Genomic DNA, 26,663 nt, shown 5'->3' with positions numbered 1-26,663 from the left:
TTCCCTGGACCGAGTTTCGAGGTTTTGAAGCTTCGCGAGGATAGCGGGCTTTTTTGCACCGCGCACGCCGCGAAGTGCCAGAGGGCATGCTGCCCAAAGGACGACGCCACTGGGAGGCAGCGTCGTCCCTCGGGCCAGGGCTACTGGACGAGCACCTGGATGAACTGCTCGGAAGTGTTGCCAGCGGCATCCGTGGCCCGGAGGAGCACGGGGTTGTAGCCCGCCGTCGAGAAGTTCAATGCGTGGGTCGCGATGTTCGTTCCCGCAGGCAGATCCAGGGTGTTGATCCAGTTGGCCGTGAACTTCACGGGCGTCAGGTCCGTGACTTCGGAGACGATGTCCACCTGGGCGGGCTGTGCTTCATCCAGCGCTGGGGACAGGACGCGGAAGACGGGGGCAGTGCGATCCACCGTCACCTCCATTTCGCGGGTCGCGACGCTGCCCTGCGCACCGATGGCGGTGAGCGCGATGACGTGGTGGCCCTCGGCCAGGTCCATCCAGGTGATGACAAAGCCTCCGCTGGGTTCAGGCTCGAGCCTCAAGGGCGGGCCGCCATCCACCGTGAGCAACACCGCGTGGATGGACTCACCGCTTTCACCGGCGGTGGCCCAGCCGCACGCCTTGATCATGGCGGCCGACGTGTAGCGCGGCATCTGACACATGGTGAAGTCGGGGGGGGGCGCATTTCGCTTCACGACGTGCAACTCCGTGGTGCAGGAGGCACTGTGCCCCGCTGCGTCGGTGGCCGAGTACGTCAGCACCGTGCTCCCCAGCGGATAGATTCCGGCGGAGGGACCGCTCACCGTCGCGCCACAGGCATCGGTGGCAATGGCTTGCGTGGGGGTGACGAAGGCGCCTTCCGGGTCGGTGGCGTCCACGATGCGTTCGGCTGGACAGACGATGACGGGCGCCGTGGTGTCGATCACGGTCACGGTGGCCGTGCAGACGTCGCTCGATGCGCCGTCCGAAACCGTCAGTGTGACGGTGTGCGTCCCCTGGCCGAACGGTCCCGAAGGGGACTGCGTGACGGTGAAGGGCGCGGGCTGGTGGTCTGGGTCATGGCTGCCGTCGTCCACGCTGGCCGAGGCGCGACAGGTTTCAGCGTTCGCGATCACGATGACATCCCGGCAGAGGGCGACAGGCGGCTCGTTGGTGGAGCAGGCCAGGTTCACGGGCGCGCTGTTTCCGTTGTTGCTCTCCACGCACTCCGTTTCGCGGCCGGTGCCCGTGCCGTCCTCATCCGCGATGGCCCAGATGCGGGAGGTCCCCCCGGGGGCGGAGGCAAGCGCCAGCGTCGCGACTGCGGAGGCGCTCGCGGAGAGGACGGAGGAGAGAGTGGCCACGCCCAGCAAGGTGCCGCCCGCGGTCGGGTCGCCCTGGTAGAAGGCCACGCGCAATCCGGCGGAGGCGGCAGCGTCTCCCTGGTTGAGGACGCGCGCGTTGAGGCTCAAGGCTCCCGTGGACCGGTCGCACGAAGAGGTGACCTCCGTCACGGTCACGTCCGACGCCGCGAAGGGGTTGGTGGCACCATTGCCCTGGCTGTTGGCCCGGAAGGTGTTGAGGCCCGGAATGCGCCAGTTGTCGATGGGGTGCGCGGGGACGGAGCCATCGTCATGGATGTTGGTGACGGAGTACGCGTGCTGATTCCAGATGCGGCGCGTGTTCACCCAACCGTCCTTGCGGTCGCGGTACACACGGATGCCCGTGGGCCCAGAGAATGCGTAGTTGTTGGACGCGACGACGATCTCCGCGTTGTCGTCACCATCGACGTCGACGATCAGTGGATTCTCGTAGGTCGTCCCGGAGGTGTTCTGCACGTCGAAACGCACCGCACCGGTAGCACCATCGTAGATGCGCAGACGTTGTTCGTCCGCGTAGACCACCTCCGCGCGTCCATCTCCCTCGAAATCAAAGGTGGAGGAGCCTGTCCGGCTCGAGCTGGCGTCCTGGGTGGGGCTGCTCCACTTGATGGCGCCGTCCGTTTCGAGGACGACGTACCGCGATGCGCCCGCCACGCCAATCTCCGGGCGCCCGTCGGCGTCGAAGTCCGCGATGTTGGGCGCGCCACCAGCGCCTGCTCCCGGAATGGCCGTACTCCAGAGCAGCGCGCAGTCGTCATCCATCAGTGCGACGCGTCCCGATGACACGACCACGATCTCCCCGTGGGAGTCATTGTCGAAATTGGCCACGCCGGCCAGTCCATGGCCAATGCTCGTGTTGCGGCACTTGAGCGTTCCGTCGTGACGATAGATGGCTCGACCGTTGATCACTTCCTGGAGCCCGTCGCCGTCGATGTCCGCGGCGAAGGAGATGGGGCCCGTGCCGGCGATTCCGCCCATGCCATCGATGCCCACCCACTTCAACACTCCGCTGTTGCTGAAGACATGATTGCCGTCGAGGATCTCCACCAGGCCATCACCGTCCAGATCCGCGAACGAGACGCCCCCCCAGTCGTTGGCTGGCACCGCGGTCCGGAACTTTAAGGCCCCCGTGTTTTCGAAGCAGAGGATGCCGCTTCCGCTTTCCGGGACGGTGCAGATCTCCACCAGACCGTCACCATCGATGTCCGCGGCGGCAACGCTCGCGGCGCCTCGGATGCGCAGGGCCGGATCCGTCACGGTCCACAACTCGGTGCCATCGGCACCGCTGATGGCGCGCAATACGCCGTTGGTGGTGTAGTTGCTGCCCACGAAGGAGTTGAAGACGACATCCGGGATTCCATCGCCGTTCACCTCCACTACGATGGGTGTCATCATGACCTGTCTGTGGTCGGGCATGACGAGGCTTCCACTCCAGGCCCATTCCAGCTCCGGCTCGAAGTTGCCGGTGAAGGGTGGATGGACCATGCACTCGCCGTTCGCGGCCGAAGACGCCTGTGCCAGCACGGGTTCCTCAGGGGCGTCGGTCCTTCCACAGGACGTCAATACCACCCACAGCGCCACCGCCGGCAGCCGGAGCCCGGACTTCAGTTCCCGACGCTTCTTCACACTGACATGATGCATAAGTCTTGAATCCCCAGTCCCTTGTCAAAAAAATGACAGCCTTCGCTCCGAGAGGCGGGGTATAGAGATTTGCCGTAAGAAACTGCAAGTGGGTCAAAGCTGAAGGCCCAATCCCTATTCCATGGGTGCCTTCTGTCCCGGTGTCCGGGTGCGGGTAGGTTGTGACAATGATTGTGCCAGAAGGGGTGGATCGGACTCGCCTGGACGTGACGGTGCTCCACGATGTTCCTCCCGTCCGAAGGGGTGGGAGGCCCGGAAGCTGACGCCTTGCTCTCCCGGGGTCGCTAGGATGCGGGGCATGATTTCCATCCGGAGACTGGAACAGGCGACCCCCGCGGAGCGTCAGGCGCTCACCGAGCTCATCCTCGCGACGGTGAATGGGGGCGCGTCCATTGGCTTCCTGGCGCCGCTCGCGCCGGAGGTCGCGGAGGGGTACTGGCAGGGGGTGCTCGCGTCGCTGGGGCCGGGCCTGGTGCTCTGGGTCGCGGAGCAGGACGGGCGCATTGTCGGATCCGTGCAGCTCGCACCCAGCCTGCGCCAGAACGGCCTGCACCGCGCGGACCTCATGAAGCTGATGGTGCATCCCACTGCCCGGGGCCAGGGCGTCTCCTCGCGACTGCTGCGCGAGGTGGAGCAGTTCGCGCGCGGCGTGGGCCGGACCCTGCTGGTGCTGGACTCGGAGTTGGGGTCGACGGCGGAGTCCGTGTACCAGCACCACCAGTGGCAGCGGGTGGGAGAGATTCCGGGCTACGCGAAGGACACGGGCGGCGTCCTCCGCTCCACCGTGGTCTATTTCAAGACCCTCTTCCCCTGAGCCGTTTCAGAGCGCGCGCGGACAGGGTGGGTCGCTGGGACAGGTTCCCTCCGTGCTCTTGGGCGTCGTCTGGGTGCACGCCGCGATGCGGGCGAAGGTGTTGGTCGCGGTGAAGTCCGCGGCGGAGGTGCCACGCCATCCGCGCAGGATGCCGTGGCCCGCGCTGTCCTCGATGCTGGAGTTCGCGATGAAGGGCGAGGAGGGCTCCTCGAGGAGCAGGATGGCGGAGCTCACGTCGAACGAGTCCGGCAGGTAGTTGCAGCCGAAGCCCGAGCACTGGCAGGGACCGCCCGCGTACCGCACGCGGATGGACTCCAGGCGGTTGGCGGGGTTGTGCCCGTCGAAGCGGATGCCCGCCCAGTCTCCCGCGACCGGCGTCGCCTTCGCGGAGGTGAAGACCACGGGCCGCTGCGCCGTGCCGGCGGCGATGAGCGCGCTCTTGCTGTCATAGGTGCGCAGCGTCCGCGCGGGCTCGAAGCGCAGCTCGGCGCCGGCCTCGATGGTGAGCGTCGCGGCGGTGTCGTGGTTGCCCACCGTGAGTCCGTCCACGTGGTACGGCACGCCCAGGTCGCGCAGGGTCGCGTTGCCGCCCAGGTAGGAGATGGTGGCGGACGCGATGTCGGGGCTGACGAAGACGCTGTCCTCGCGGTTGCCTGTGTAGCTGCCCGTGGGCAACGTGCCCAGGGCATTGGGATTGACGACCAGTGGCTGGGGCTGCTCTTCGCTGCCGGAGCCGGTGATGGTCAGCGCGGTGGAACCGTCCGCGAAGCCGGCGGTCCCGTTGATGAGGATGCCGGGGCTGCGGGAGTCCTGGATGGTGACGTGGTCCACGAACAGCGGCCGGTTGCCGGGAAGCGCCGCGCCTGCCCGCACGCGGATCGTCGCATCCGACAGCGACGGGCTGCCTCCGCCCGACAACGTCGTCCACGTCAGGTGCACGGAGCTGTTCGCGTTGACCAGGATTTCTCCCCAGGGCTTGCTCGCGTCGAGCGCCTGGATGCGCACCGGCTTCGCCTGCGTGCCCTGCGTCACGAAGGAGGCTCCGGGGTTGACCTCGATCCTGCGGTTGGCTTCCACGCCCACCACCGTGCAGGGCTCCACCGTCACCGCCGAGTTCACCTGGAGGTCGGAGGTGATGACGTGCGGGCTGGCCGCGCTCCAGGTCTCCGCCGCGGAGAGCGTGCCCTGGTGCGTGACGGTCGCGCCCGTGGGAGCAGGGCAGTCCGTATCCACCACGCCCGAGTCCGGCGGGTCGCCTGGCGTTGGATCCGACTCCGAGGAGCAGCCCGGCAGGGTGCACGTGGTCAGCAAGAGCATCAGGGCAGAGCGTCTGAAGGAAGCGCGCATGGAATTCCGTCTCCAGGAGAGGGGGCCTTGTCCAACCATCGCCGCTCCTGTCCATGCGTGACAACCACGATATGTGTTGTTTCACCGGCTACGTGATGTTGCCTCGCAGGCAACTCCTACCAGGACTTCGAGGGTGTTCTCCGCGAGCCCGTACCCCGAAAGCACGGCCTTCGCCGTGGACGGTGCCTTCGCTCGGGGGCTGGGTTGGGGGGGAGATTGTCGTGCATTTCGAAACATGCAGTTGCTGGCTGAGTTGGAAATCTTGGGTGTCGTGCCAGCCCCCCCCCTCAAGGTGATGCGCACCGACGATGGTCGCCAGCGCCATGCCGCGTTGGACCCGATTTCCTGGCTCGGTCATCTGAAGGCACTGCTACGGGCCTTGATGAACATGAAGTCGATTTCGAATGAAGATTTGCTCGCGAAGACCGAGTGGGACGAGCAGGTCCGCGAGGCTCTTGCCGCGATTCCTCCCGTCCCCGAACCTGAGACTCCTGAATTGGAGGCGACCTTCGCGGGCCTTCTCGAAACGAAAGAGGAGAGAGCGGGCCGTCGTGCCTGGCCGCCCGGCAGGGGCTTGAGGGGATTCCCGTGCAGCCCCCGGGCACCCGGCGGAAAGCTCCCGGCGTCCATGGGAGACCGCGGCCACCAGTTCGTCCGGTCCCGTGGCAACTCCGGGGATAAGGTTGAATACCCAGAGGCCTTCCACGAGCCCACGACCGTGGAGGATCCCGGCGTGAGGGAGCGCCGCAGCCATTGTCAGCCACTCCGGCCATCTCCCCGCCGGACCGAGGACCCATCTCCGCCATGCCCCAGTTCACCTCCCGCTTCGTTGACTCCACCCCGGGAGACCCGCTCACGGACCCCCGGTCGCGCCAGGTGCCGGGAGCGCTCTGGTCCCGGGTCCAACCCACGCCCGTCTCCGCGCCCCGTCTGGTCGCCTTCTCCCCGGAGGTGGCACGCCTGCTGGGCCTGGACGAGGACGCTCTGCGGTCCGAAGCGTGGGTGCGGGTGCTGGCGGGCAATGCGCTGGAGCCGGGCATGGTGCCGTACGCGGCCAACTACGGCGGCCATCAGTTCGGCCACTGGGCGGGACAGTTGGGTGACGGACGGGCCATCGGGCTGGGGGAACTGCGGACCCCCGACGGTGGGCTCCTGGAATTGCAACTCAAGGGCGCGGGCCGGACGCCCTATTCGCGCCGGGCGGATGGGCGCGCCGTGCTGCGCTCCTCCATCCGCGAGTTCCTGTGCAGCGAGGCCATGCACCACCTGGGCGTGCCCACGACCCGCGCCCTGTCGCTCGTGGCCACGGGGGACTTGGTCGTCCGGGACATGTTCTACGACGGGCACCCCCAGGACGAGCCCGGCGCCATCGTCTGCCGCGTCGCGCCCAGCTTCCTGCGCTTCGGCAACTTCGAGCTGTGCACGAGCCGTGGCGACGTGACGCTGCTCAAGCAGTTGACGGACTACACGCTGACGCAGTTCTTCCCGGAGCTGGGGGCGCCGTCGAAGGACACCTACGCCGCCTTCTTCCACGAGGTCGCGCGCCGCACCGCGAGGCTCATGGCGCAATGGCAGGCGGTGGGCTTCGTGCACGGCGTGATGAACACCGACAACATGTCCATCCTCGGGCTCACCATCGACTACGGGCCCTACGGCTGGGTGGATGACTTCGATCCCAACTGGACGCCCAACACCACCGACGCCGAACACGGCCGCTACCGCTATGGCAACCAGCCCGCCATCGGGATGTGGAACGTGGAGCGGCTGGGCGTCGCGCTGATGCCGCTCTTTGAAGGGGACGAGACCCTGCTCCACGCGGGAATGCTCGAATACCAGCGCACGCTGAACGCGGAGATGCTCGCGCGGTACGCGGCGAAGCTGGGCCTGTCCTCGCTGGAGGATGAAGCGGACGTCGAGCGGGTGAACGCGTGTCTGGCCTGGCTGGGCGAAGAGGAGACGGACATGACGCTCTTCTTCCGGGGCCTGTCCCGAGTCGTGCTGTCATCCACGGCGCCTGACGCGTTTCCGGACGTGCTGCGCGAGGCCTTCTACAAGCCCGTGTCCGAACCCCACCTCGCACAGGGCCTCCAATGGCTCACCTCGTGGTGGCAGCGCACGCGGCGCGAGGGCGCGGAGCCCGCGGAGCTGGCGCGCCGGATGGACGCGGTGAATCCGAAGTACGTCCTGCGCAACTACCTGGCGCAGGAGGCCATCGACGCGGCCCACGCGGGCGATGACTCGAAGGTGCACCTGCTGCTCGACGTGATGCGACGCCCCTTCGACGAGCAGCCGGGCCGCGAAACCTACGCGGCCCGGCGGCCTGACTGGGCCCGGTCCAAGCCCGGCTGCTCCGCGCTCTCCTGCAGCTCCTGACGGCCCGGGGCTCCCGGGCGCGCCGGGGGCTACGGGGTGATGCGGAAGGACCGTAGCTGCGCGGGGTACATGGACAGGGTCAGCCTGCCATTGACCACCGGCACCGCCGCACCTGTCACCGCGTCCTTCACGGTGCCGGTGACGGGCAGGGTGATGACGACATCGTCAACCTGTCGCACGCCCGTGTTCACGACCGCGAGCCAGGTGCCGTGGGGAGCTGCGTTGATGGAGCGCACGACCACCGTGGCATTGGACGCGGCGTTCGGCACGGCCTAGCCAGGCAGCGCCGGGAGGGCGAGGAACGCCTGGTTGAAGGCGCGGGCGTACTCGGGGAAGCCCTGGTTGAAGCTCGAACTCGACAGGTAGCCCAGGAAGCGGGGATCGCCATTGGCCACGGCCCGCGCCTCGGCGAGCCGTGAGTACGGCCCGGCATGCTCCACGTCGGTGACGAAATACCCGAGCAGCGGAGTGGAGCCCTCCGTCATCGTGTCCTCGTTGAGCGCGAAGTGCCGCACCATCGCCAGGCCCGCGCCGCTGCGGAAGGCATTGAGCGCATCCGGCCGGCCCACGGTGTAGGCGTGGTTGAACGTGTACGTGAGCGCGCCCTTCGCGTCGGCCGTGTAGTGCTGGGGGTCGCTCCAGGGGTCGGCGTGCTGCCATTCCCAGCCGCCCCAGGTGCTCATTGGCAGGAGGAGGGCGTTGAGCTGACGGTTCTCGCTCAGGGCTCGCTCCAGGGCCACCACGCTCTTGCCCAGGTTCAACCAGGGCGCGGGGTTCTCCGCGACCATGTATTCGCTGGCGGTGGGATGCGTCCGGCCTGCTTCGGTGGCGTCGGAGGTGAAGAGCGTCACGGCGTCGCTGCCCACGCCCTTGGAGCGCAGGTAGTCCGTCACGTTGTCGATGAAGGCCCGGCGCTTGAGCAGCCACCACTCGTAGTAGCGCTGGAGCAGCGCGCTGTCCGCCTGGAGCAGCGCGCGGGTGATGGCGACGCCTCCGTTGGCCTCGGTGGCGAAGCGCGCGAGCGTCGCGTCCGCGAAGCCGATGGGCAGCGAGCTGGAACGGGGGCGCAGCCACACGCCGGCGAACTTCTTCTTCGCCGTGTGCTGGACCACCGTGAGGTCCAGCATCTTCTTGAAGTCCGCGAGCGTGTCCGGGTCCGTGAGGTCGGCGCGGGCGTCCTCGGTCCAACGGATGTGTGTGTATGCGTCGTCGGTGCGCGTGAGGGGCTTCGCGCGCCGCTGGTAGCCCAGGCTGGCGCTGCCCCGGCTGCCGGCGTACTCATAGTAGGGCAGGACCTCCAGGTCGTACTGGCCCAGCATGGTGAGCGTGTCGGCCCAGAGGGAGGGATAGCGGCTCTGGTACACCCAGGTGTTGCCGCCGTAGGGCCCCGAATCCCAGCCCTGGTTGTGGCCGAACTCCAGCAGGTCGTTGGAGAACGTGTTCATTCCCAGGAACTTCATGAGGCGGGCCTTGTACTCGTACCAGGCCACCCGGTTCGTCACGCCCAGGAACGGGCCTGCATCCTGGTTGATGACCCCGTCGGACATCTCCTCGCGGAAGAAGAGGTGGCGCCTGGGCAGGCCGGTGGGGGGCAGGGTGACGGGGGCGTAGTAGGCCGGCGCGGCCGGGGCTTCGTAGAGACGGATTCTCGCCACGGCGGCGCCCCGGGAGAGCGGTGCGTCTTCCGGGCGGAAGTGCGCGACGACAACCCAGAAGCCATTGGCGGGCGTCAGGTCGCGCGGGTGTTCGGTTCCGCGAGGACGCTGGATGCCGGGGTAGCGGTCATGCAGGTGGAAGAGGGTCTGCCACGTCTGGAATTCACCCGTCTGCGGCAGCTCGAGTGATTCGGGGTTGGGGTGGACGTACGGCGGGTGGAGCGCGTCGCCCACGGTGTTGCCGGTGTGGAAGGCGCGCGTGTACTCCGCGCCGTTGTTGGCGATGATGACCGTGCGGGGCACGTCGTCCGGGTACTCGACGGAGAGCACATAGGCCTTGCCCGCGACCAGGTTCTTCCCCACGCCCAGGCGGTAGGCGAAGTACTTGCGGCCCGGGGTGTCATTGGGCAGCACGCGCACGGCGCGGTCGAGCACGGTCTCGATGCGGCTGCCATTGGCCGGGAACTGCTGGAACGCGTGCGAGTCATTGGCGTCGCCGCAGTTCACCTCGTCCACCAGCGTGAGCGAACCGAAGGCGGGCGGCGGCACGACGCGCGGCCGGGGGCCCGCGCCGACGCGGCCGGTGATGGCGAACTCCACGACGCCGTTGGTGTTGTTCGCGGGCGCGGACACGAGCAGGTAGCGCCGCTTCGGCACGAGTCCGGTGCCGGTAAAGTCGCGAAACCAGACGTGGTCGCTGGTGGGGTTGGCGGCGGGGACCTGCGTGATGAAGCCGAAGCCGGGGGTGGTCTCCGCGACGTCGTCGTTGTTGAAGAGGTTGTCGCGAGAGCTGGACCACCAGTAGGTCAGCGGCTGCTGCGCGGTGCGGCCCCACTGGTTCCAGAGCGTCCACGTGCCGGTGATCTGGATGCTGGCGAAGTCAGGCCCGAAGTCGATGTACGCCTGACGTCCGCCGAAGAGCCCGACGCCCTGTCCGCCATCGGTGATGAGGTAGCGCTCCTGCGTGGGCGGATGCAGCGTGGGCTGATCATCGAACGCGGCCTCCAGCGGGAAGTAGCCGATGCCCGTGGCCGCCCCCGCGCCGACGATGGGAATCACCTGCTCTTCGCCCGCCAGCGCTTCCGCCCGGGCCGACGGAGCGACGAGCACCCCCAGCCACACGCAAAGCAAGACATGCACGACGCCCCGCGGTCGGGCAGGGGAGAGGGGCTTTTTCGACATGAGTCATCTCTCAGGAATGTGTGGAAAACCTGGAATTGACCATGTCTGAAGCGGCGGGGTGAGGGAAGCGTCTCGGAGTCACACCGCGCTGCAGTGGGAACCGATTGGAACAGCCCGCAAAGAAACCGGCGCGGCCGCCAGGGAATGGCGACCGCGCCGGTGGGTCGGGGCAGCAAACCCCTCTGGGATTACTGGCCGGAGCTGACCTGGAAGGTGGCGCCGGAGAAGGCCGAGTAGCCGCGGATCAGGACGTAGTACGTGCCCTGCTTCGCGGGGTTGAGGGTGCAGCTCTCATCGTTGCTGGCACCCGCCGAGCGGCAGTCGTAGCTGGTGGTCGTGGGCGCGCTGCCGAACTTCACGTACAGGTCCGCGTCCCCCGTTCCGCCGGAGAGCGCGAAGCGCATCGCGGTCGCGTTGGTCGGCGTGACGTAGCTGAGGTTCGTGTTGCCGTTGCGGCTGCCCGCGACGTTGCTCAGCGTGGTGAGGACGGTCCAGGTCGGGGGCGCGGCCACGCCCACGGCGCTCCACGCCTCGTTGACGGACGTGACGGCACTGGAGCCGTACAGGTCGGCGGCGGCCTGCGCGGTGGCGGCGCGCGCGTCAGCGAAGGTGCTGCCCGCCGTCAGGTAGACGGTGTTCGCGCGGTAGAAGATGGCCGCGCCCTTCAGGATGCCCGTGTAGCTGTTGGCGTCGAGCGCCGGCACCACGTTGCTCGTCTTGCCGCGCGGGTGGGTTCCACCGGAGACCATCAGGTGGAAGGCCAGGTTCGCGATGCCGGAGTTCCAGTGCACGCCGCCGCTGTCGGAGGTGCCCGTGTAGCGCGTGGGGTAGTAGTCGTAGTCGCCCGCGATGGCCGGGTCGTTCATGTACCGCAGGGCGTCGCCCGCGGTGGCCGGCGTCCAGCACTCCTCGCCAATCTTCCAGGTGTTGGCGCTGACGGCACCATCCCGGTACGCCTCGATGGAGGCGCCGAAGATGTCGGACATGGCCTCGTTCAGGGCGCCCGACTCGTTGGCGTAGATGAGCTCCGAGGACGTGTCGGTGACGGCATGGGTCAATTCGTGGCCGACGACGTCCAGCACCGTCAGCGCGGAGGACTGCACGCCGTCGCCGTCGCCGTAGACCATCTGCGTCCCGTTCCAGAACGCGTTCACGTAGTTCTTGCTGTAGTGGACCGTGGAGATGAGGTTCGTGCCCAGCCCGTCGTAGCTGTCACGGCCGAAGAGGGTCGCGTAGAAGTCGTACGTGAAGCCCGCGTGGTCGTGGGCCTGGTTGAGCAGGGCGTCGCTCGTGGGGCCCGTTGTCTCCGATCGCACCAGCGTCCCGGGCAGCGACGTGCGGTTGTTGGCCGTGTACGTCTTGCGGTTGCGGCTGGTCTGGAGGTTGTCGAAGTCCCGGACGGCCTCACCCGTGTGCGCGTCGATGAAGATGTTCGGCATCGCCGGCTCGCCGTCCGCCTTCACCGTCTCCAGTTGCACCCGCCACGTCAGGCGGGTGTCCCGGCTGTCGGCGAGGATCTGCAGGTCCGCCTTGGGCGCGCCCACCAGCACGCTGCCGTCCTCCAGCGTGCCAAGGGCGTTCTGGATGGCTTCGTCCCGCTTGAGCCGGGGCGTGGTGTCCACCTTGAGGTCGCGGGCGAGCCGGTCCGTCACGCTGGCGACGGAGCCGTCCTCCGCGAGGTGCACGATGGCCGCGGCGCCGAAGACGGGGACGCCCTTGAAGGTCTGCGCCAGGCGCTCATGCGCCTTGCCCTGGGGGTCCACCAGGAGGCGGCGGGCGGAAAGCTCCCCCGCGCCCCGCAGGAACTCCGGGCGCTGGGCCTGGAGTCGGCGCAGGCCTTCGCCCCGGGCCGGCTTCGTCGCCAGGGCGCTGTCCTGCGTGAGTGGCTGGGCGTCGTCGACGGTGCTGGTACCGCAGGCGCTTCCCAGGAACAGGAAGGGAACGAGCGAGACAAGGCGGCGGATGCGCAAGGGATGCTCCGGTTCGGTGGCGGAGCCCGTGAAAAATGCCGGGCTGTCCAGGAGACCCGGCACACCCCGCACCGGCCACAAGGATTTTTGAAGCCAGGGCATACCGTCCGGCGGACCCGTCCACCGCGACCGGGGCGGGCTGCTCCGGTGGCACCGACCCGCGGGCGGCTTCCCGTCGGATTTCAATGACTTCTCACGCCCCCGTGGGAGCCCACGGACCGTGAGACTGTTTTCGGGTCGGCTTTCGGCGGAATGATTGTCAATCCATCCCGGTGTTCTCCGGTCCGTGCGTTATTCACTCCCGGTAGATAAACGCAGACGGGGGGATCCGGGCCGTCCGTTGTTCCGGGTCGATTGCTGCTCCGTACGCATTCCGCAGGGGATGGAAACGCCATGGCCCGATTCGCGCTTGTCCAAAGAATAACATTCCTGGCTTGTCTTTTTTCGCTGTTGCTGTTCGCCCCCAGGGCGCATGCCCAGGCGGCGAGCACCGCGTTGGGGGGCTGCTTCAACCCGTTCGTCAATCCCAATGACATCGCGGTCCCCGCGAACGTAGGGGACTACGTCCGCTTCAAAGCCGGCAACGAGGTGCGCGACTGCCTGTGTGGCAATGACGTGTCGGCCGTCGTGACGTTGACCGGCCTGGACGCCTACGAGGGCGTCCAGGCGTCGCTCGTCAGCGACCCGACGCATCCGGACCGGAGGCTCTTCAGGTACGTGGACCTAAAGGTCCTCCCGCAGGGACCGCAGGACATCGAGTTCAACATCTGCGTCCAGGCTTTCCGCGCGGTGGGTTCCCCCTGTGGCGCGTGGACTTCGGAGTGGGTCTGCACGCAGCGCCGCATCCGCGTGAACCAGCCTCGCGTGAACGGCAGCATCAGCGCGACGCCGTCGGACCTGTACGTCGCACCGGGGCGTCTGGGCACGACGACGCTCTCCTGGTCGACCACGGTGGCCACCACGGCGCAGGTGTCCGTGAAGCTCAAGAACTCCACGACGCCCGCCACCGTGCTGTCCACGGCGCTCACGGGCTCACGGGCGTATTCCCAACTGGCGCCGAACAATACCTACGTCTTCCAACTCCACGCGAATGGCCTCCTGGTGGCACACAGGGAGGTCATCGTCCGCGAGGGCGCCAGTGGCACGCTGACGGCGACCCCCAACCCGGTCAGTGCCCCCCTGGGGGGGCAGGGCTCGACGACGCTCCGCTGGACGAGCCGGAATGCGAACGACACGCAGATCCTGGTCTCCGTGGATGGACAGGGCTCGACGCTGGTCTTCAGCGGGAAGAGCGGCGCGCAGACGGTGCCATGGATTGTCGCGGGCCGCAGCTATGTCTTCACCCAGATCCTGACGGGCGAGCCGTTCAACGTGTTGGCGTCGGTGACGGTCCGTGGGGAGGTGGCAAGGCCGCTCCAGCCCCTCACGGGTCCCTGGTACAACCCCGCGCGCTCCGGCCAGGGCTGGGACCTGCAGCGTCTGGGAACGGATGGCGTCTCCCTCACCTGGTTCACCTATACGGCTTCGGGGCAGCCCATCTGGTATCTGAGCACGCTGTCCGGGGAGACGGGGGAGTGGGTGGGCCCCCTCACGGAGAGCACCTGGACCGGCTCGACGGCGACCCTCCGCAACGTTGGCACCGCGAAGCTGCTCGTGACCAACAACCAGTGGCGTTTCAAATGGACGCTGGGCGCGCTGTCGGGAGAGGAGCCCATCGTGCGGACCGAGTTCGGCGGAGGCGCTACGACGATGAACCTCAACGGCCTCTGGTATCGCCCCGAGGAGCCTGGCTGGGGCGTGCTCTTCGCCACGCGCGGGACGACCCAGGTGGCGACGGTGTGTGCCTTCGCGGGCAGCCGTCCAGTGTGGCTCCATGGCTCCGTGGTCAGTGCGTCCACGTCGCTGTCCGTGCCCTTGAACTACCTGACGAGCACGACGCTGTGCCCGGGCTGCACGGGGAGCCCGTCCACGAACATCCAGTCCGCGGGAACCCTCACCGTCAATGGCATCAGCGGCGTGCCGGGCTCCCTCACGGCGACGTCCCAGCTCTCCTATCCGGGAGGGAGCTGGAACCGCTCGAACGTCTCGCTCTTCCGGTTGGTGGGACCGTAACGCGCGAGCGTCCCCTCCACCACACAATGACAAACGGGGCTGGATGGGTTGGTCCCGTCCAGCCCCGTGCTTCACCTGCCCTGAAATCAATCCCTGTCGGCCGTTGGGGCCTTCGCCGCGACGGGCCGGATGCTGAAGGGCACGTCAACGTAGGAGTCGAGGGTGTTCAGCAGCCGGGCCATGACCGTCGGCCGCGCTCCTCTCGCCTGGGCCAGCCGCATCTGCGCCTGATGCCAGGCCGTGACGCAGCGGAGCGTTGGCGGGGTGAGGTTGATGGCCCGTCGCATCGTGCCCTTCAGGAGCCTCCATGCGCGCTGCTGTGCCGGTCCCCAGGCCAGCCCGTACGCCTCGCGCCAGCGCTGTGGCAGGAGGCCGGCGGTGAGCAACTCATCGAGCTGTCCCCGGGTGAACGGTGAATTGAAGAGCAGGCTCGCCAGCTCGCGCGCGGTGTCTTCCACGCGCAGCGCATCTCCATCCAGTTGCTCGTGATACCACGCGTAGAAGGCCTCGAGCGTGGGCGGCATCTGCTCCGGGAGGAGCCCGAACTGCGCCGCGGCGAGCCGCGACTCCTCATAGAAACGGCGCTTCTCCTCGATGCTGAGCGGCCGCACGAAGGTCTCGAAGACCACCATGGCGCCGTCGATGAGGGTGGCGAGCACCCAACGCTGGAGCAGGGGATCGTTCGCGCGATAGCGGCCCTCACCCTGCGCACCCGCCCCGGCTGGAAGTGCGCCGTTGACGCGACTGTGGAGGCTGTGGACCCGCTTGGCGGCACCCATGGCTTCGCGCAGGCCCCCGAAGACAAGCTGGTACATCGCCGTATAGGTGCGCCGCGCGCGGCCGAGCAGGTCACCCCGGAAGTTGCTGTTCTGGGCGACGCCGATGGCCACCGCCGGATGGGCGATCTGCAGCAGGATGGCGCGCAGTCCGCCGAGGAGGATCACCGGCTCGCGATAGATGACCCAGGTCATGCTGTCGGGACCGTAGAAGCCCTCGTGCTCACCTGCCGAGTGCTCCCGCAGGTAGTCGAGACACTTGCGGAAATGCTCGCTGTCCTGGCGGACCTGCTGCTGCACTTCCGGAGACTGCTGTCGCCAGCTCGGGCGCTCCTGCGGATTCACGATTCTCTCTCCGAACGGCTCACGGCCGCCGCCTGTCGCATGAAACGGAATTGCTACCACACCCCCTTCCGTCGGGACACAACCCCCGGGTGACATCCGTGGTTCGAGCTCAAGGCGACAGCCCTCCTCTGTCTTTGGGCACGCGCCTTCGCCGTCAGGACCCGGGAGCGGCTATCCTTGGCGGCGTCCGCGGATGGAGGTCGCTCATGCCGATGGTGATGGATGCGTACTACGTGCTGCGCCCCACGCCAGCGCTCCTGGCTTGGCTGAAGGAGCGAGACGTTCCCGCGTGGATGCAACTGGAGCGTCCGAACCTCTGGAGTCAGGGGGAAGTCGGGGATCATGACTACGAAGGGCAGGGCGAGGACGAGCAGATGTTCCTCAAGCTCGCGGTCCTCGCCAGCTTCCTGCGCGACCTGGAGCGCGCCAGTCAGGACTCCACGGCCGACCATGACGCGGTGACGCGGCGGGTGCTCTCGGAGCTGCTGGGCCCTGCGCCGCTGACCGTGGCGACCTTCGAGCGCTGGTGGCACCTGGAGTCCGTGGCGGGGTTGTCCTCCGTGGAGTCCACGCTGGCGCACACCCCGGTCCGCACCCTGCGCAAGGTGCGGGGGCCTGAGGTGCGCAGCCCCCTCGTGGAGGCGCATCGGTCGTCCTACAGGAGAGCGGCGCTGGATGGCGGTCCTCGCCCCGTCGGTGCCTTGTGGGACGACGCACTTCGTGCGCGCGAGGAGGATGCGCCGCGCCTCCAGTGCGCCGTGGCCTGGGTGCTGGAGCGCCTGGAGGAGAAGACCCCTCACCGGCACTGTGCCCTCTGGACCCATCCCTTCTCCCTGGATGCGCCCGTCGGGGAGGTCCTCCACGTTCCGGGCTGGACGCTGCGAAGCGTGGGCCACGACCTCCGCGAGGGCATCAAGCTCACCCTGAAGGACTTCACGTGGGGCGATGAGACGTGGTGCTTCAGCTACAAGATCCATTCGGGGGAGCGCAGGGCCGCGCTGTCCGGGACGGTGCAGCTGCTTGTGGAGAAGACGGCGGACGGCTGGGAGGTCCAGTCGGGGAGTTGGAAGCCCTGACGGATCCCGGTGGCGTGCCGGGCGGCACTGCACGGGTCCCCCCGGGGACCCGACAAGAACAAACGGGGCTGGACGGTGTGGCCCGTCCAGCCCCGTGCTTCACCTGCCCTGAAGGGATCCGCTCCCGTCGAGGAAGGGACCTGCCGTCAGTAGACGCTCAGCGTGGCGTCCGCCGGTTGGACATTGCTGCCCAGGGTGGTCTGGAGGGCACCGGCCGGCATCTTGTTGCGGAAGTGGCCCTTGCCGTGGGTGGAGACTTCCACCTGCACCTTGCACGAGCCGTTGGCCGGGATCGTTCCACCCCACAGGACCACCGTCGAGCTGCCCCAGAGGGCCAGGAGTCCCCCGCCGCACGTGGTGCTGGCCTGGCCGGAAACCGCCATCCCCTTGGGGAAGTCGTCGACCAGCGGCGTGGTCAGTTGGGCGGCCGCGCCGTTCGGGTTGCTCAACGTGAGGGTGAGCGTGGAGCTATGGCCCAGCTTGATGGAGGAAGGGCTGAAGTACTTGGTGAGCTTGGGCGGGACCTTCATGCCGTTCTTGACGATCAGGGTCGCCGTGGCCGGTGCGGTGTTGCTGCCCTTGTTGGTCTGCAGGGCGCCCTTCGGGATCGTGTTGCAGTAGCTGCCCGCTTTCTTCGCGGTCACGTCCACGGTCACGGTGCAGGAGCCGTTGGCCGGGATCGAGCCGCCGGTGAGCACCACCAGCGAGCTGCCCGGGACGGCCGTGACGACGCCGCCGCAGGTGTTCTTGGCGTTGCCGGAAACCAGCAGGCCGTCAGGCAGGACATCCTTGAGCGGCGCCGTCAGGGCCGCGGCCGTGTTGTTCGGGTTGGTCAGGGTAATGGTCAGGGTCGAGACCCCCCCCGTCCCAATGGTGGAGGGGCTGAAGTACTTGTTGACCTTGGGCGAGACACCGACAACCACAGGGATGACGACCAGGGTCGCGACGGCAGGGGCGGCGTTGTTGCCCCTGTTCGTCTGCAGGTCGCCCGCGGCGATGGAGTTGATGAAGCTGCCAGCGACGGGCGCGGTCACGGGCACCGTCACGGTGCAGGAGCCGTTGGCCGGGATGGCACCGCCCGTCAGCGTCACCGTCGAGGCGGTGGTCGTGACAATACCGCCGCACGTGGTGCTCCCCATGCCGGCGACCGTCAGACCGGCAGGCAACGTGTCGACGAGCGGCGCCGTCAGGACCGCGGGCGTCGCGTTGGAGTTGATCAAGGTGAGGGTCAGGGTGGAGGTGCCCCCCGCGCTGATGGTGGCCGGACTGAAGGCCTTGCCGAGCGTGACGGCGGAGGGCGTGGCAACGGTCAGGGTCGCGATGGCCGGAAACTGATTGCTCCCGTTGCCCGTCTGCAGCGCGCCGGCGGCGATGGAGTTGATGAAGCTGCCCCCGACAGGCGCGGTCACGAGCACCGTCACGGTGCAGGACCCGTTGGCCGGAATCGCGCCTCCTGTCAGCGTCACCGACGAAGCGGTGGTCGTGACGACACCGCCGCACGTGGTGCTCCCCATGCCGGCGGTCGTCACGCCGCTGGGCAGCGTGTCGGTGAGCGGCGCCGTCAGGACCGCGGGCGTCGCGCTGGCATTGCTCAGGGTGATGGTGAGGGTGGAGATGCCCCCCGCGCTGATGGTGGCCGGGCTGAAGGTCTTGCCGAGCGTCGGAAAGACATCCGTCGGAGCGATGACGGTCAAGGTCGCGACCGCCGGGGCGGCGTTGCTGCCGTTGCCGGTCTGCAGCGCGCCAGCGGCGATGGAGTTGATGAAGCTGCCCCCGACAGGCGCGGTCACGGGCACCGTCACGGTGCAGGAGCCGTTGGCCGGGATGGCGCCGCCCGTCAGCGTCACCGACGAAGCGGTGGTCGTGACGACACCGCCGCACGTGGTGGTGCCCGCGCCGGTGGTCGTCACGCCGCTGGGCAGCGTGTCGGTGAGCGGCGCCGTCAGGGGCGCGGCCGTCGCGCCGGCATTGCTCAGGGTGATGGTGAGGGTGGAGGTTCCCCCCGTGCTGATGGTGGCCGGGCTGAAGGCCTTGCCGACCGTGGGCGCGGTCGCGGGCTGGGGAACGGTCAAGGTCGCGACCGCCGGGGCGACGTTGCTGCCGTTGCCGGTCTGCAGCGCGCCAGCGACGATCGAATTGAGGTAGTTGCCGCCGCTGGCCGCGGTCACGGGCACCGTCACGGTGCAGGAGCCGTTGGCCGGGATGGCGCCGCCCGTCAGCGTCACCGACGAAGCGGTGGTCGTGACGGTACCGCCGCACGTGGTGGTGCCCGCGCCAGCGGTCGTCACGCCGCTCGGCAGCGTGTCGGTGAGCGGCGCCGTCAGCGTGGCGACCGTGGGGTCCGGGTTGCTCAGGGTGATGGTGAGGGTGGAGATACCTCCCGCCATGATGGTGGCCGGGCTGAAGGCCTTGCCGAGCGTGGGAGGAAGGGGGGTGACCGGTCCGGCACACGAGGAGATGGTGACCGTGTTGGAGTCCAACGTGACCGCGCCGTTGCGCGCCAGGGCCCTCCCGGAGATGTCCGCGTCGGTCGTCAGGGTGATGCTCGTGAGCGCGAGGATGTTCCCGACGAAGGTCGAACCCGTGCCGACGGTCGCGGAGCTTCCGACCTGCCAGAAGACGTTGCAGGCCTGCCCGCCATTGATCAGCAGCACGGACGAATTGCTCGCGGTGATCAGGGTGCTCGCGATCTTGAACACCCAGACGGCATTGGGGTTGCCCTGGGCGTTGAGCGTGAGCGCGCCGGTGAGCTGGGCCGAGGCGGACGAGAAACAGTAGACGCCCGGCACGAGCGTCAGCCCCCCGAGCTCCGCGGACGGAAGCGTGATGTCGCACGGCTGCCCCGCCAGGTTGTTGTACGCCGCCGTGGTGTCGGCCTGGGCCTGGCTTGCCACCGCGTCAGCCGCATGGATGACCCCTCCGACGACGATCCCAGGAGGAAAGCCGGTGATCGCGGTGCCCGGGCTGACGCCCAGGTCCCCGCTGATGACGGTCGGACCGGTGTTGGTCACCGTTGTAGCACCCAGCACGGCGAAGCTCTGGGCGGTGCCCAGCGACGGCGCCGTGGCGATGGCCGCCTCGGACACGCCGAGCTGCTCCTCCTCATTCCCTTGTCCAACGCTGTCGCAGGCGGGAAGGAACGCCATGAGAAAGATCAGGGATGCCACTGCTGAAAACACGCGTCCAACCGCACGCGTTTGAAACCTGGGGTTCTTCATTCTTGCCTCTCCGGGGTTGTGATGACTGCTTTTGCCGGCAGGGATCTGGGATGTGGGAAGTCAGTCCACAATCGGTCGTCGGGGCCTGTCGTTGTGTCATCGCCACCAGGGCCAGGGCATCTGGGTTTGGGGCCTGCCACTCCTTCCTGTGTAGGCGTCCGGCCCGCGACGGGGCCCCGGTCGATGGGAGCGTGAGGGGAGGGGGGCTGACGTGGGCCCCTGTCCGAGGAGGTCGCCTCGCGCCGGAAGGATCCAGGTGGCGCGAGGGGCGGCCGTGCATGCAGGCTGCCCGTCATGACCCAGGGTTTTGAACGCATGACGACCGAGCGGCTGCTGCTGCGCGCCGTTCGCGACAGCGACGTGGAGGCGGTGTTCGTGCTTCACGCGGATCCGGAGACGAACCGCTACAGCGTCTCCGGGCCCATGCGCTCGCTGGACGCCGCGAAGACGCAACTGGCCGTGTGGCTGGGCGACTGGTCGGACCGGGGTATCGGGTACTGGGTGGTGGAGCGGATCGACGACCCGGGAGTGCTCGTGGGCTTCGGCGGCTTGCGCCACAAGGTGCTCGAAGGCCAGCAGGTGTTGAACCTCGCCTACCGCTTCGCTCCGAAGGCGTGGGGTTCCGGGTATGCGACGGAGCTGGCCCGGGCCTCCCTGGCGCTGGCCCGCGAACACCTGCCGGAAACCCCCGTCGTGGCCGTCATCCACCCGGAGAACGAGGCCTCCATTCGCGTCGCGACGCGGCTCGGGCTGAGGCTCGACCGCATCATCGACTACGAAGGCGTCCCCAGCAGGCTGTACGTGCCCGCCTGAGCCTGGCGCCGGGACCGCCGTTCCGGGCCCGCTACAGCGTGTGTTGCAACAACGGCTGAGGTTCGTCGCACGGGACCGGAGGGCGTCGAAAGACAAGAAGCCCGGTGACCCTCGTGGGGACACCGGGCTTCAGGTCCAGACGGGGCTCAAGCCCACCTGGGACTACTCCGCGCGCGCCCGCTTCCGCCGGAACGCCAGCGCGGCGAGTGCCAGCCACGCGAGCGGCGCCACCGGGGCCGCGCCGCAGCCGCAGCCGGAGTCATCCTCCTTGTCCGGAGGCTGCTGGGTCCCGGCGTCCGGAGTGCCCGTGCCCGCGTCCGAGCCGGTGCCCGCGTCGGGCTGCACCGTTTCACACGGCGCGTCCCCGACGCACACCGTCACCTGCGCTTCCGCCTTCGCTCCGGCGGTGTCCACCACGACGAGCCGCACGGTGTGCAGGCCCGGCGGGAGTCCGGTGGTGTCCCAGCGGTTGTGTTCGCCGCCGAAGTGGAAGTGATTGTCGGACCGGATGTCCGTGTAGAACTCGACGCCGTCCACGTAGAACTCGGCGCGCGTGCAGCCCACGTCGTCCACGCAGTCGCCGAAGAACTCCGCCGTGGCGCCGGACACGCGCTCGCCCTCGGTGGGACGCGTGAGGATGGCGCGCGGCGCTTCATCCACCTTCACCGCGAGGGTGAAGGGCTGGTCCGCGTTCGGTGCCACGCCATTGCTCGCGCGCACGGTCACCTCGAAGGTGCCCGCCGCGGAGGGCGTCCAGGTGATGAGGCCAGTGGTCGCGTTCAGGGCCATGCCCGGAGGCACCGCGCCCACCAGCGCGTAGGTCGGCGTCGGACGGCCCACGGCCTCCACGTCATACTGGTAGGCGCTGCCCACCACGGCGGACAGGCCGGGCGTGGAGGTGATGGAGGGGGGCAGCGGTTCGTCATCCGCCTCCACCGCCTCCAGGGAGCGCGCATCCAGGCCCGGGATGGCGAGCGTGATGGTGGCGACGCCGTCCACGTTGTCCGCGTCCGCCGCGGCCCGCAGCGTGACGTTCTTGGGCGTGGCCCAGTCGGAGGTCGTGAAGCTCAGCGTGGCCCCGGCGTCCACGGTGATGTCCTCGTCGCCCTGGGTGCGCGCCACGTTGACGGTGACGTTCGACGAGGGCCGCTGGGAGAGCGACACGCCGAACGTCGCGGTGCCGGCCTCGGGGACGATCAACCGCGTGGTGGACAGCACCAGCCGGGCAGCGTTGTTGTCGATGGTGGTGGCCACCACGGACTCATCTGAAAGGCCCGCCGCCGACACCACGAAGGTGGCCGTGTCCGGGACCGCGTCCGCGTCCTCCGCCGCCGTGAGCGTGACGACCTGGGGCACGCTCCAGTTCGTCGGGGAGAAGGTGAGGGGCGTGCTGCTCGCGATGCTCAGGTCCTCGGAGCCACCCGGCGCCCGCGTCACCTGCACCGTCACGGACGCGGTGGGCGCCTGGGCGAGCCGCACGGTGAAGGCCGCACGCCCACCCTCCACGAGGCGCAGGTTGAGCGAGGTCACGACCAGCTTCTGCGCGGACGAGGTCGGCGTGATGCGGCGCACGACGCCATTGGTGTAGCCGAGCGCGTAGAGCGCTCCGTCCGGGCCCACGGACATGTCCACGTTGGAGTTGAAGCTCGAACCCCACGCGTCGACTGTCGCCACGGAGTTGTCCCCGGCCAGCGTGGCCCGGGTCACCTGAGCGGAGTTGAAGTCGCCGAAGAAGAAGTTGCCGCGGTACTCCGGCGGGAAGAGGGTGGCGTCATAGAAGGTGCCGCCGGTGATGGAGCCGCCCAGGGCCTGCGTCTGCGCGGTGCCCCCGCCACTGCTCGCGTCGGGCAGCCCCGGCTGGGCCACGGTGAAGGTGGTGGTCGTGGGAGCGTTGGCCGCGCTGGCGACGTAGAAGTCGCCGTTGAAGCTCGCGTCGCCCACGCCTTCGAAGGTGATGCGCTCGCCCTTGCGGAAGCCATGCGAGTTGGTGGTGGTGAAGGTGGTGACGCCCCCGGTGCGCACGGCGCCTCCCGTGGCGATCAGGTTGCGCTGGTCCGTCCCGTTGGTGCGGTACTTGATGACGGGGGTGATGTAGTTGTTGCCGAGGGGCTGGTTGTTCTCGAAGTCGTTGTAGCCGGCGTGGCTGCTCCTGCTCGCGACGAAGATCTGCTCGTAGCCCGTGCCCACGGTGTTGACCCACAGCTGGCCGGTGGTGGGCTGGAAGGCGAGGGTGAACGGATTGCGGAAGCCGCGCGCCCAGATGTATTCGTTGTTGGGACCCACGCCGTCGTTGAACGGGTTGTCGTTGGCGGGCGTGCCGTCCAGGTTGGCGCGGCTCACCTTGGAGGCCATCGACGTGAGGTCCGCGTCCACGCCCGTGCCGTTGCCCAGGTCGCCAATGGCCCAGTACAGCTTGCCGTCCGGGCCGAAGCCGATGCCGCCGCCATCATGGTTGTTGCCCGTGGTGGGCAGGTTCCGGACGACCTCCGCGCGCGCGATGCCGGTGCCGTTGGAGTCCGTATAGCGGACGATGCGCTGCTCGGAGGCGGAGACGGTGACGAAGAAGTAGACGTAGCGGTTGACCACGTAGTTCGGGTCGAACGCGATGCCGATGAGGCCACACTCGCTGTTGGTGTGGACGGTGGGCTCCGTGGCGAACACGCGGGTCACCAGGCTGCCCGCCTGCGTCTCCAGGACGCCGTCCTTCATCGCCACCGTCCGGATGGCGCCGTTCTTGAGCGTGACGAACAGCCGGCCCGAACCATCCGGCGCCCACGCCATGCCGGTGGCGGGCGTCAGGGTGTTGGACGAATAGTTCGTTTCGGTGAAGCCGGCAGGCACCGTGGCCCAGGCCGGTGCGCTCAGCAGCAGGGACAACAGGGATGCAACGAGGGGGGATCGCATGGCCTGCGAAGCTACCGCACGGGCCGTGGGCGTTCAGTCCCTCATCCGCGTGAAGTCACCCTGTGGCTGCATCCTCGCGGGCTTTTTCCAGCCCGGCTGCCGGAGCCTGGAACGCGAGCAATATCTGTATGCCTTGTAGGTGCGGCGGGGACGCATCCTACCGGGACGCCATGACCTGACCGAGCTTCCGCACGCTCTCTGAGAAAGGACCGCGGGCGAGTTCCTGGCCGGAGGTGCTCAGGACCTGGGCGAAGACCTGTCCGAAGCCCTTCTTCAGGCCCATGGACTGGTGGGGTTCACCCTTGGTGTCAGCGACCATGTAGAGCGACGACTCCAGCTCGGGGGGAGGGGCTTCGCCCTTCTTGCGGAACAGCTCGCGCATCTCGGTGAGCGACTCGTCGTGGCCCTTGCGGATCTTCTTTTGGGCCATGCCCTTGAAGAGGCCCGGCACGTCGCGCAGGTCCACGTGGACGACGACGATGGGCTTCTCGGCGCGCATCTCATAGATGAACTGGTAGGCGTGCTTACGGAGCTCTTCCTGGGTGCCTCGGTTGGTGTACAGCACCAGCGTGGGGCGGCCCTGTCCGATGGGGACCTCTTGACCGAACACATCCTTGGAGTCGGAGTCAGAGGCGCTGGCGGGGAGGGCGGCCAACAGTCCCAGGAGGCACGTGAGCAGTGCGGTCATCTTCATGCGGTGGGTCCTTTGAAAGAGTGGCATCAATGGTTCCCATCAACCGCGAGAATCCCGCACCGCATCCCGACTACTTTCGGCGGTCCGCGCCGCACTCCCACCCAGCGACCCCTGTGTCCCTGCGCGTGCCTGTCCGCCTGCCGTGTCATGAGGGCGGCGGCCCCACGTAGCGGGCCCTGGGACGCAGCAGGTGGCCCTGTTCGCGCTGCTCCAGGATGTGCGCCACCCAGCCCGCCGAGCGCCCCACCGCGAACACCGCGGAGGCCGCTCCCGCCGGCAGCCCCAGGGCCTTCGCCAGCATCACCAGCCCGACCTCCATCGATGGCGCGGGGTGTCCTGCCTTTCGCATCACCTCCAGCACCGCGGACGCCACGCGGACCCCGGGGGCGTCTGGCTTGAGCTCCCGCGCGGCTTGAATCAGGCAGGGCGTCCGGGGGTCTCCCGCCGGATACAGGCGGTGCCCGAAGCCCGGCACCAGCGCTCCCGTGCGCAGGCGCGCGAACACCGCGTCCCGGGCATGCTCCGGCGCACCGACCTCCCGGAGCAGCGCCTCCACGCGGTCGCAGGCGCCGCCATGCTGGGCGCCGGAGAGCGCCGCCATTCCCGCGCCCACGCAGGCGTACAGGTCCGAACCGGACGAAGCCGTCACCCTCGCGGCGAACGTCGACACGTTCAGTTCGTGATCCGCGCACAGCACCAGCGCCTGGTCCAACGCCGCCTGGGCCCGGGGCGAGGCCACGTCCCAAGCCACCGCCAGGGACGCCGCCACGCTCTTCGCCCGCAGGGCTTGCTTCACGCGCGCCGGGGCCCGCGCCACGCACACCCACGCCGCCAGGTGCCGCAGCAGGCTCCGGGCCCGCTCCAACTCCTGCTCCGGGGGCGCCGCGAAGCGCACCGCGTCCCGTGTCGCCATCAGGGAGACCAGGGTCGCCAGCACCTTCGCGGGCGGGGTCCCCTTCGGCAGGAGCTTCGCCAGCGTCGCGGGTGGGAAGGGCGCCCGGGGCGCGCGCCACTTCGTTCCACCGGGCTCTGGCAGCGTGCCCGACCAGAGCAGCTCCGCGACGTCCTCGAAGGACCGTCCCTCCGTCGCCAGCACCACCGCCGAATGGGTTCCGCGGTATGCCAGTCCCCGCGGCTCCACCCTCGACACGGCGGAGTCGATGACAGGCTCGCCCCACCGCAGCGCCCCGGCCGCCACCGCCGCGTGCCCCGCCCTCGCGTCGTGGCGTGTCTTCAGCCGCTCCACATCCGCGCGCGCGTAGCGGTTCTCCTTCGAATCGTGCACCGGAAAGCACCGCACCAGTCCCCGGCTCACGTAGGTGTACAGCGTCGCGCGCTTCACGCGGAGCAGCGCTGCTGCGTCCCGCGCCGACATCAGCTCCTCCTCGCGCTCAGGTCGATGGTCGAATCGAGATTGAGAGCGTCCACCCCGACGTCTATCCATGCTCCCTCCACCTCCTGGCGGGTGAGTGTCGACGCGGCCCGGGTCGCTGTCGATGTGTCGGCCCACCGGAAGGCCCGGAACCCAACCGAGGAGGACCCCCCATGCAGGTGGACTTTGGCCGCACGTCTGAAGACTACGCACGGCATCGCGCCGGCTTTCCAGACGCTTTCTTCGAGCGGCTCGTCCGTGAGGGCGTCGTCCGCCCTGGGGTTCGCGTGCTCGACCTGGGCGCGGGGACGGGCACCCTGGCCCGGGGACTGGCGAAGCGCGGAGGCAGGGTCACCGCGCTGGATGTCTCCGCTTCCATGCTGGAGTCCGCCCGGCAGCTCGCCACCTCTGAAGGTCTGTCCATCAACTTCCGGGTGGCCCCGGCGGAGGCGACCGGGCTTGCCTCGAACGCCTTCGAGCTCGTCACCGCCGGAACGTGCTGGCATTGGTTCGACCGCGCCGCCGCGGCCCGGGAGGCCTGGCGGGTGCTGGCTCCGGGCGGACGGCTGGTCATCGCGCACTTCGACTGGCTGCCCCTGCCGGGCAACGCGGTCCATGTCGTCCACGCCCTCATCGACACCTTCAATCCCTCCCAGGTCGCGCCCTACGTCAGCTTCGGCCATGACGTCGGCATCTATCCCCGGTGGTTCAGCGATGTGGCCACGGCGGGCTTCACCGCCCTGGAGTCCTTCTCCTTCGACACCGTCGTCCACTACTCCCACGACGCGTGGAGGGGCCGCGTGCGTGCCAGCGCCAAGGTGGGGGCGGCGCTCCCCGCCGACGAGGCGGCTCGCTTCGAGCTCGCGCACGCCAAGCTCCTCGCGGAGCGCTTCCCGGAGGAGCCCCTGGCGATTCCCCATCGCGTCTTCGCGCTCCTGGCCACCCGGCCCTGACGCGGGGCACGTGACGGGTGACAGGAAATAAGGTCTCCGGTGTTCGACCCACCAGCA

The 26,663-nt window shown here is 68.6% G+C and carries 16 protein-coding genes; 6 read left to right on the top strand and 10 right to left on the bottom strand.

What is annotated here, in order from left to right:
• Positions 1 to 140 precede the first annotated feature (140 nt).
• The gene (locus OV208_RS18175; protein WP_267575099.1) at positions 141 to 2,777 is read right to left on the bottom strand and encodes an FG-GAP-like repeat-containing protein; all 2,637 of its coding nucleotides are present in this window, start codon (positions 2,775 to 2,777) and stop codon (positions 141 to 143) included.
• Positions 2,778 to 3,300: 523 nt separating this feature from the next.
• Between OV208_RS18175 and OV208_RS18170 the strand changes: the two genes are divergently transcribed.
• Positions 3,301 to 3,816, top strand: a complete 516-nt coding sequence (locus OV208_RS18170) for a GNAT family N-acetyltransferase (RefSeq protein ID WP_267575098.1) — start codon at positions 3,301 to 3,303, stop codon at positions 3,814 to 3,816.
• Positions 3,817 to 3,822: 6 nt separating this feature from the next.
• Here the strand turns inward: OV208_RS18170 and OV208_RS18165 are convergent, their stop codons facing one another.
• Complete coding sequence (locus tag OV208_RS18165; RefSeq protein ID WP_267575097.1) at positions 3,823 to 5,163, bottom strand: hypothetical protein; 1,341 nt, start codon at positions 5,161 to 5,163, stop codon at positions 3,823 to 3,825.
• Positions 5,164 to 5,967: 804 nt separating this feature from the next.
• Here OV208_RS18165 and OV208_RS18160 point away from each other — a divergent pair.
• Positions 5,968 to 7,536, top strand: a complete 1,569-nt coding sequence (locus OV208_RS18160) for a protein adenylyltransferase SelO (RefSeq protein ID WP_267575096.1) — start codon at positions 5,968 to 5,970, stop codon at positions 7,534 to 7,536.
• A 29-nt stretch (positions 7,537 to 7,565) separates the two neighbouring features.
• Here OV208_RS18160 and OV208_RS18155 read toward each other — a convergent pair whose 3' ends face one another.
• From OV208_RS18155 to OV208_RS18145, 3 genes are all read right to left on the bottom strand, one after another.
• Positions 7,566 to 7,805, bottom strand: a complete 240-nt coding sequence (locus tag OV208_RS18155; protein ID WP_267575095.1) for a hypothetical protein — start codon at positions 7,803 to 7,805, stop codon at positions 7,566 to 7,568.
• Between the two features lie 3 nt (positions 7,806 to 7,808).
• Complete coding sequence (locus tag OV208_RS18150; protein WP_267575094.1) at positions 7,809 to 10,373, bottom strand: hypothetical protein; 2,565 nt, start codon at positions 10,371 to 10,373, stop codon at positions 7,809 to 7,811.
• A 188-nt stretch (positions 10,374 to 10,561) separates the two neighbouring features.
• Entirely contained in the window at positions 10,562 to 12,343 is a 1,782-nt protein-coding gene (locus OV208_RS18145; protein WP_267575093.1) for a M4 family metallopeptidase, read from the bottom strand.
• A gap of 393 nt (positions 12,344 to 12,736) precedes the next feature.
• Between OV208_RS18145 and OV208_RS18140 the strand changes: the two genes are divergently transcribed.
• Positions 12,737 to 14,455 (top strand): hypothetical protein, encoded by a 1,719-nt coding sequence (locus OV208_RS18140; protein WP_267575092.1) that lies wholly within the window; start codon positions 12,737 to 12,739, stop codon positions 14,453 to 14,455.
• Positions 14,456 to 14,541: 86 nt separating this feature from the next.
• Here OV208_RS18140 and OV208_RS18135 read toward each other — a convergent pair whose 3' ends face one another.
• Positions 14,542 to 15,576, bottom strand: coding sequence for an oxygenase MpaB family protein (locus OV208_RS18135; RefSeq protein ID WP_267575091.1), 1,035 nt, complete (start codon positions 15,574 to 15,576; stop codon positions 14,542 to 14,544).
• A 206-nt stretch (positions 15,577 to 15,782) separates the two neighbouring features.
• Between OV208_RS18135 and OV208_RS18130 the strand changes: the two genes are divergently transcribed.
• Positions 15,783 to 16,652 carry a hypothetical protein gene (locus tag OV208_RS18130; RefSeq protein ID WP_267575090.1) on the top strand — a complete coding sequence of 290 codons (870 nt, stop codon included), beginning with the start codon at positions 15,783 to 15,785 and terminating at the stop codon, positions 16,650 to 16,652.
• A gap of 146 nt (positions 16,653 to 16,798) precedes the next feature.
• On the opposite strand, the gene OV208_RS18125 is transcribed toward OV208_RS18130, so the two are convergent.
• On the bottom strand, positions 16,799 to 19,738 hold the full coding sequence (locus tag OV208_RS18125) for an ice-binding family protein (RefSeq protein WP_267575089.1): 2,940 nt from the start codon (positions 19,736 to 19,738) through the stop codon (positions 16,799 to 16,801).
• A gap of 447 nt (positions 19,739 to 20,185) precedes the next feature.
• Here OV208_RS18125 and OV208_RS18120 point away from each other — a divergent pair, with 447 nt between their 5' ends.
• Entirely contained in the window at positions 20,186 to 20,683 is a 498-nt protein-coding gene (locus tag OV208_RS18120) for a GNAT family N-acetyltransferase (RefSeq protein WP_267575088.1), read from the top strand.
• A gap of 162 nt (positions 20,684 to 20,845) precedes the next feature.
• On the opposite strand, the gene OV208_RS18115 is transcribed toward OV208_RS18120, so the two are convergent.
• The 3 genes from OV208_RS18115 to OV208_RS18105 form a co-directional block, all read right to left on the bottom strand.
• Positions 20,846 to 23,587, bottom strand: a complete 2,742-nt coding sequence (locus OV208_RS18115; RefSeq protein WP_267575087.1) for a PQQ-dependent sugar dehydrogenase — start codon at positions 23,585 to 23,587, stop codon at positions 20,846 to 20,848.
• Between the two features lie 157 nt (positions 23,588 to 23,744).
• Positions 23,745 to 24,281, bottom strand: a complete 537-nt coding sequence (locus tag OV208_RS18110) for a hypothetical protein (protein ID WP_267575086.1) — start codon at positions 24,279 to 24,281, stop codon at positions 23,745 to 23,747.
• 145 nt (positions 24,282 to 24,426) lie between these two features.
• The gene (locus OV208_RS18105) at positions 24,427 to 25,656 is read right to left on the bottom strand and encodes a citrate synthase family protein (RefSeq protein ID WP_267575085.1); all 1,230 of its coding nucleotides are present in this window, start codon (positions 25,654 to 25,656) and stop codon (positions 24,427 to 24,429) included.
• 170 nt (positions 25,657 to 25,826) lie between these two features.
• Here OV208_RS18105 and OV208_RS18100 point away from each other — a divergent pair, with 170 nt between their 5' ends.
• Complete coding sequence (locus OV208_RS18100) at positions 25,827 to 26,606, top strand: class I SAM-dependent methyltransferase (RefSeq protein ID WP_267575084.1); 780 nt, start codon at positions 25,827 to 25,829, stop codon at positions 26,604 to 26,606.
• Positions 26,607 to 26,663: the final 57 nt, after the last annotated feature.

It is taken from the genome of Corallococcus sp. bb12-1, from assembly GCF_026626765.1.
Classification (GTDB): domain Bacteria; phylum Myxococcota; class Myxococcia; order Myxococcales; family Myxococcaceae; genus Corallococcus; species Corallococcus terminator.
This window is presented reverse-complemented; position numbering and strand designations above follow the sequence as displayed.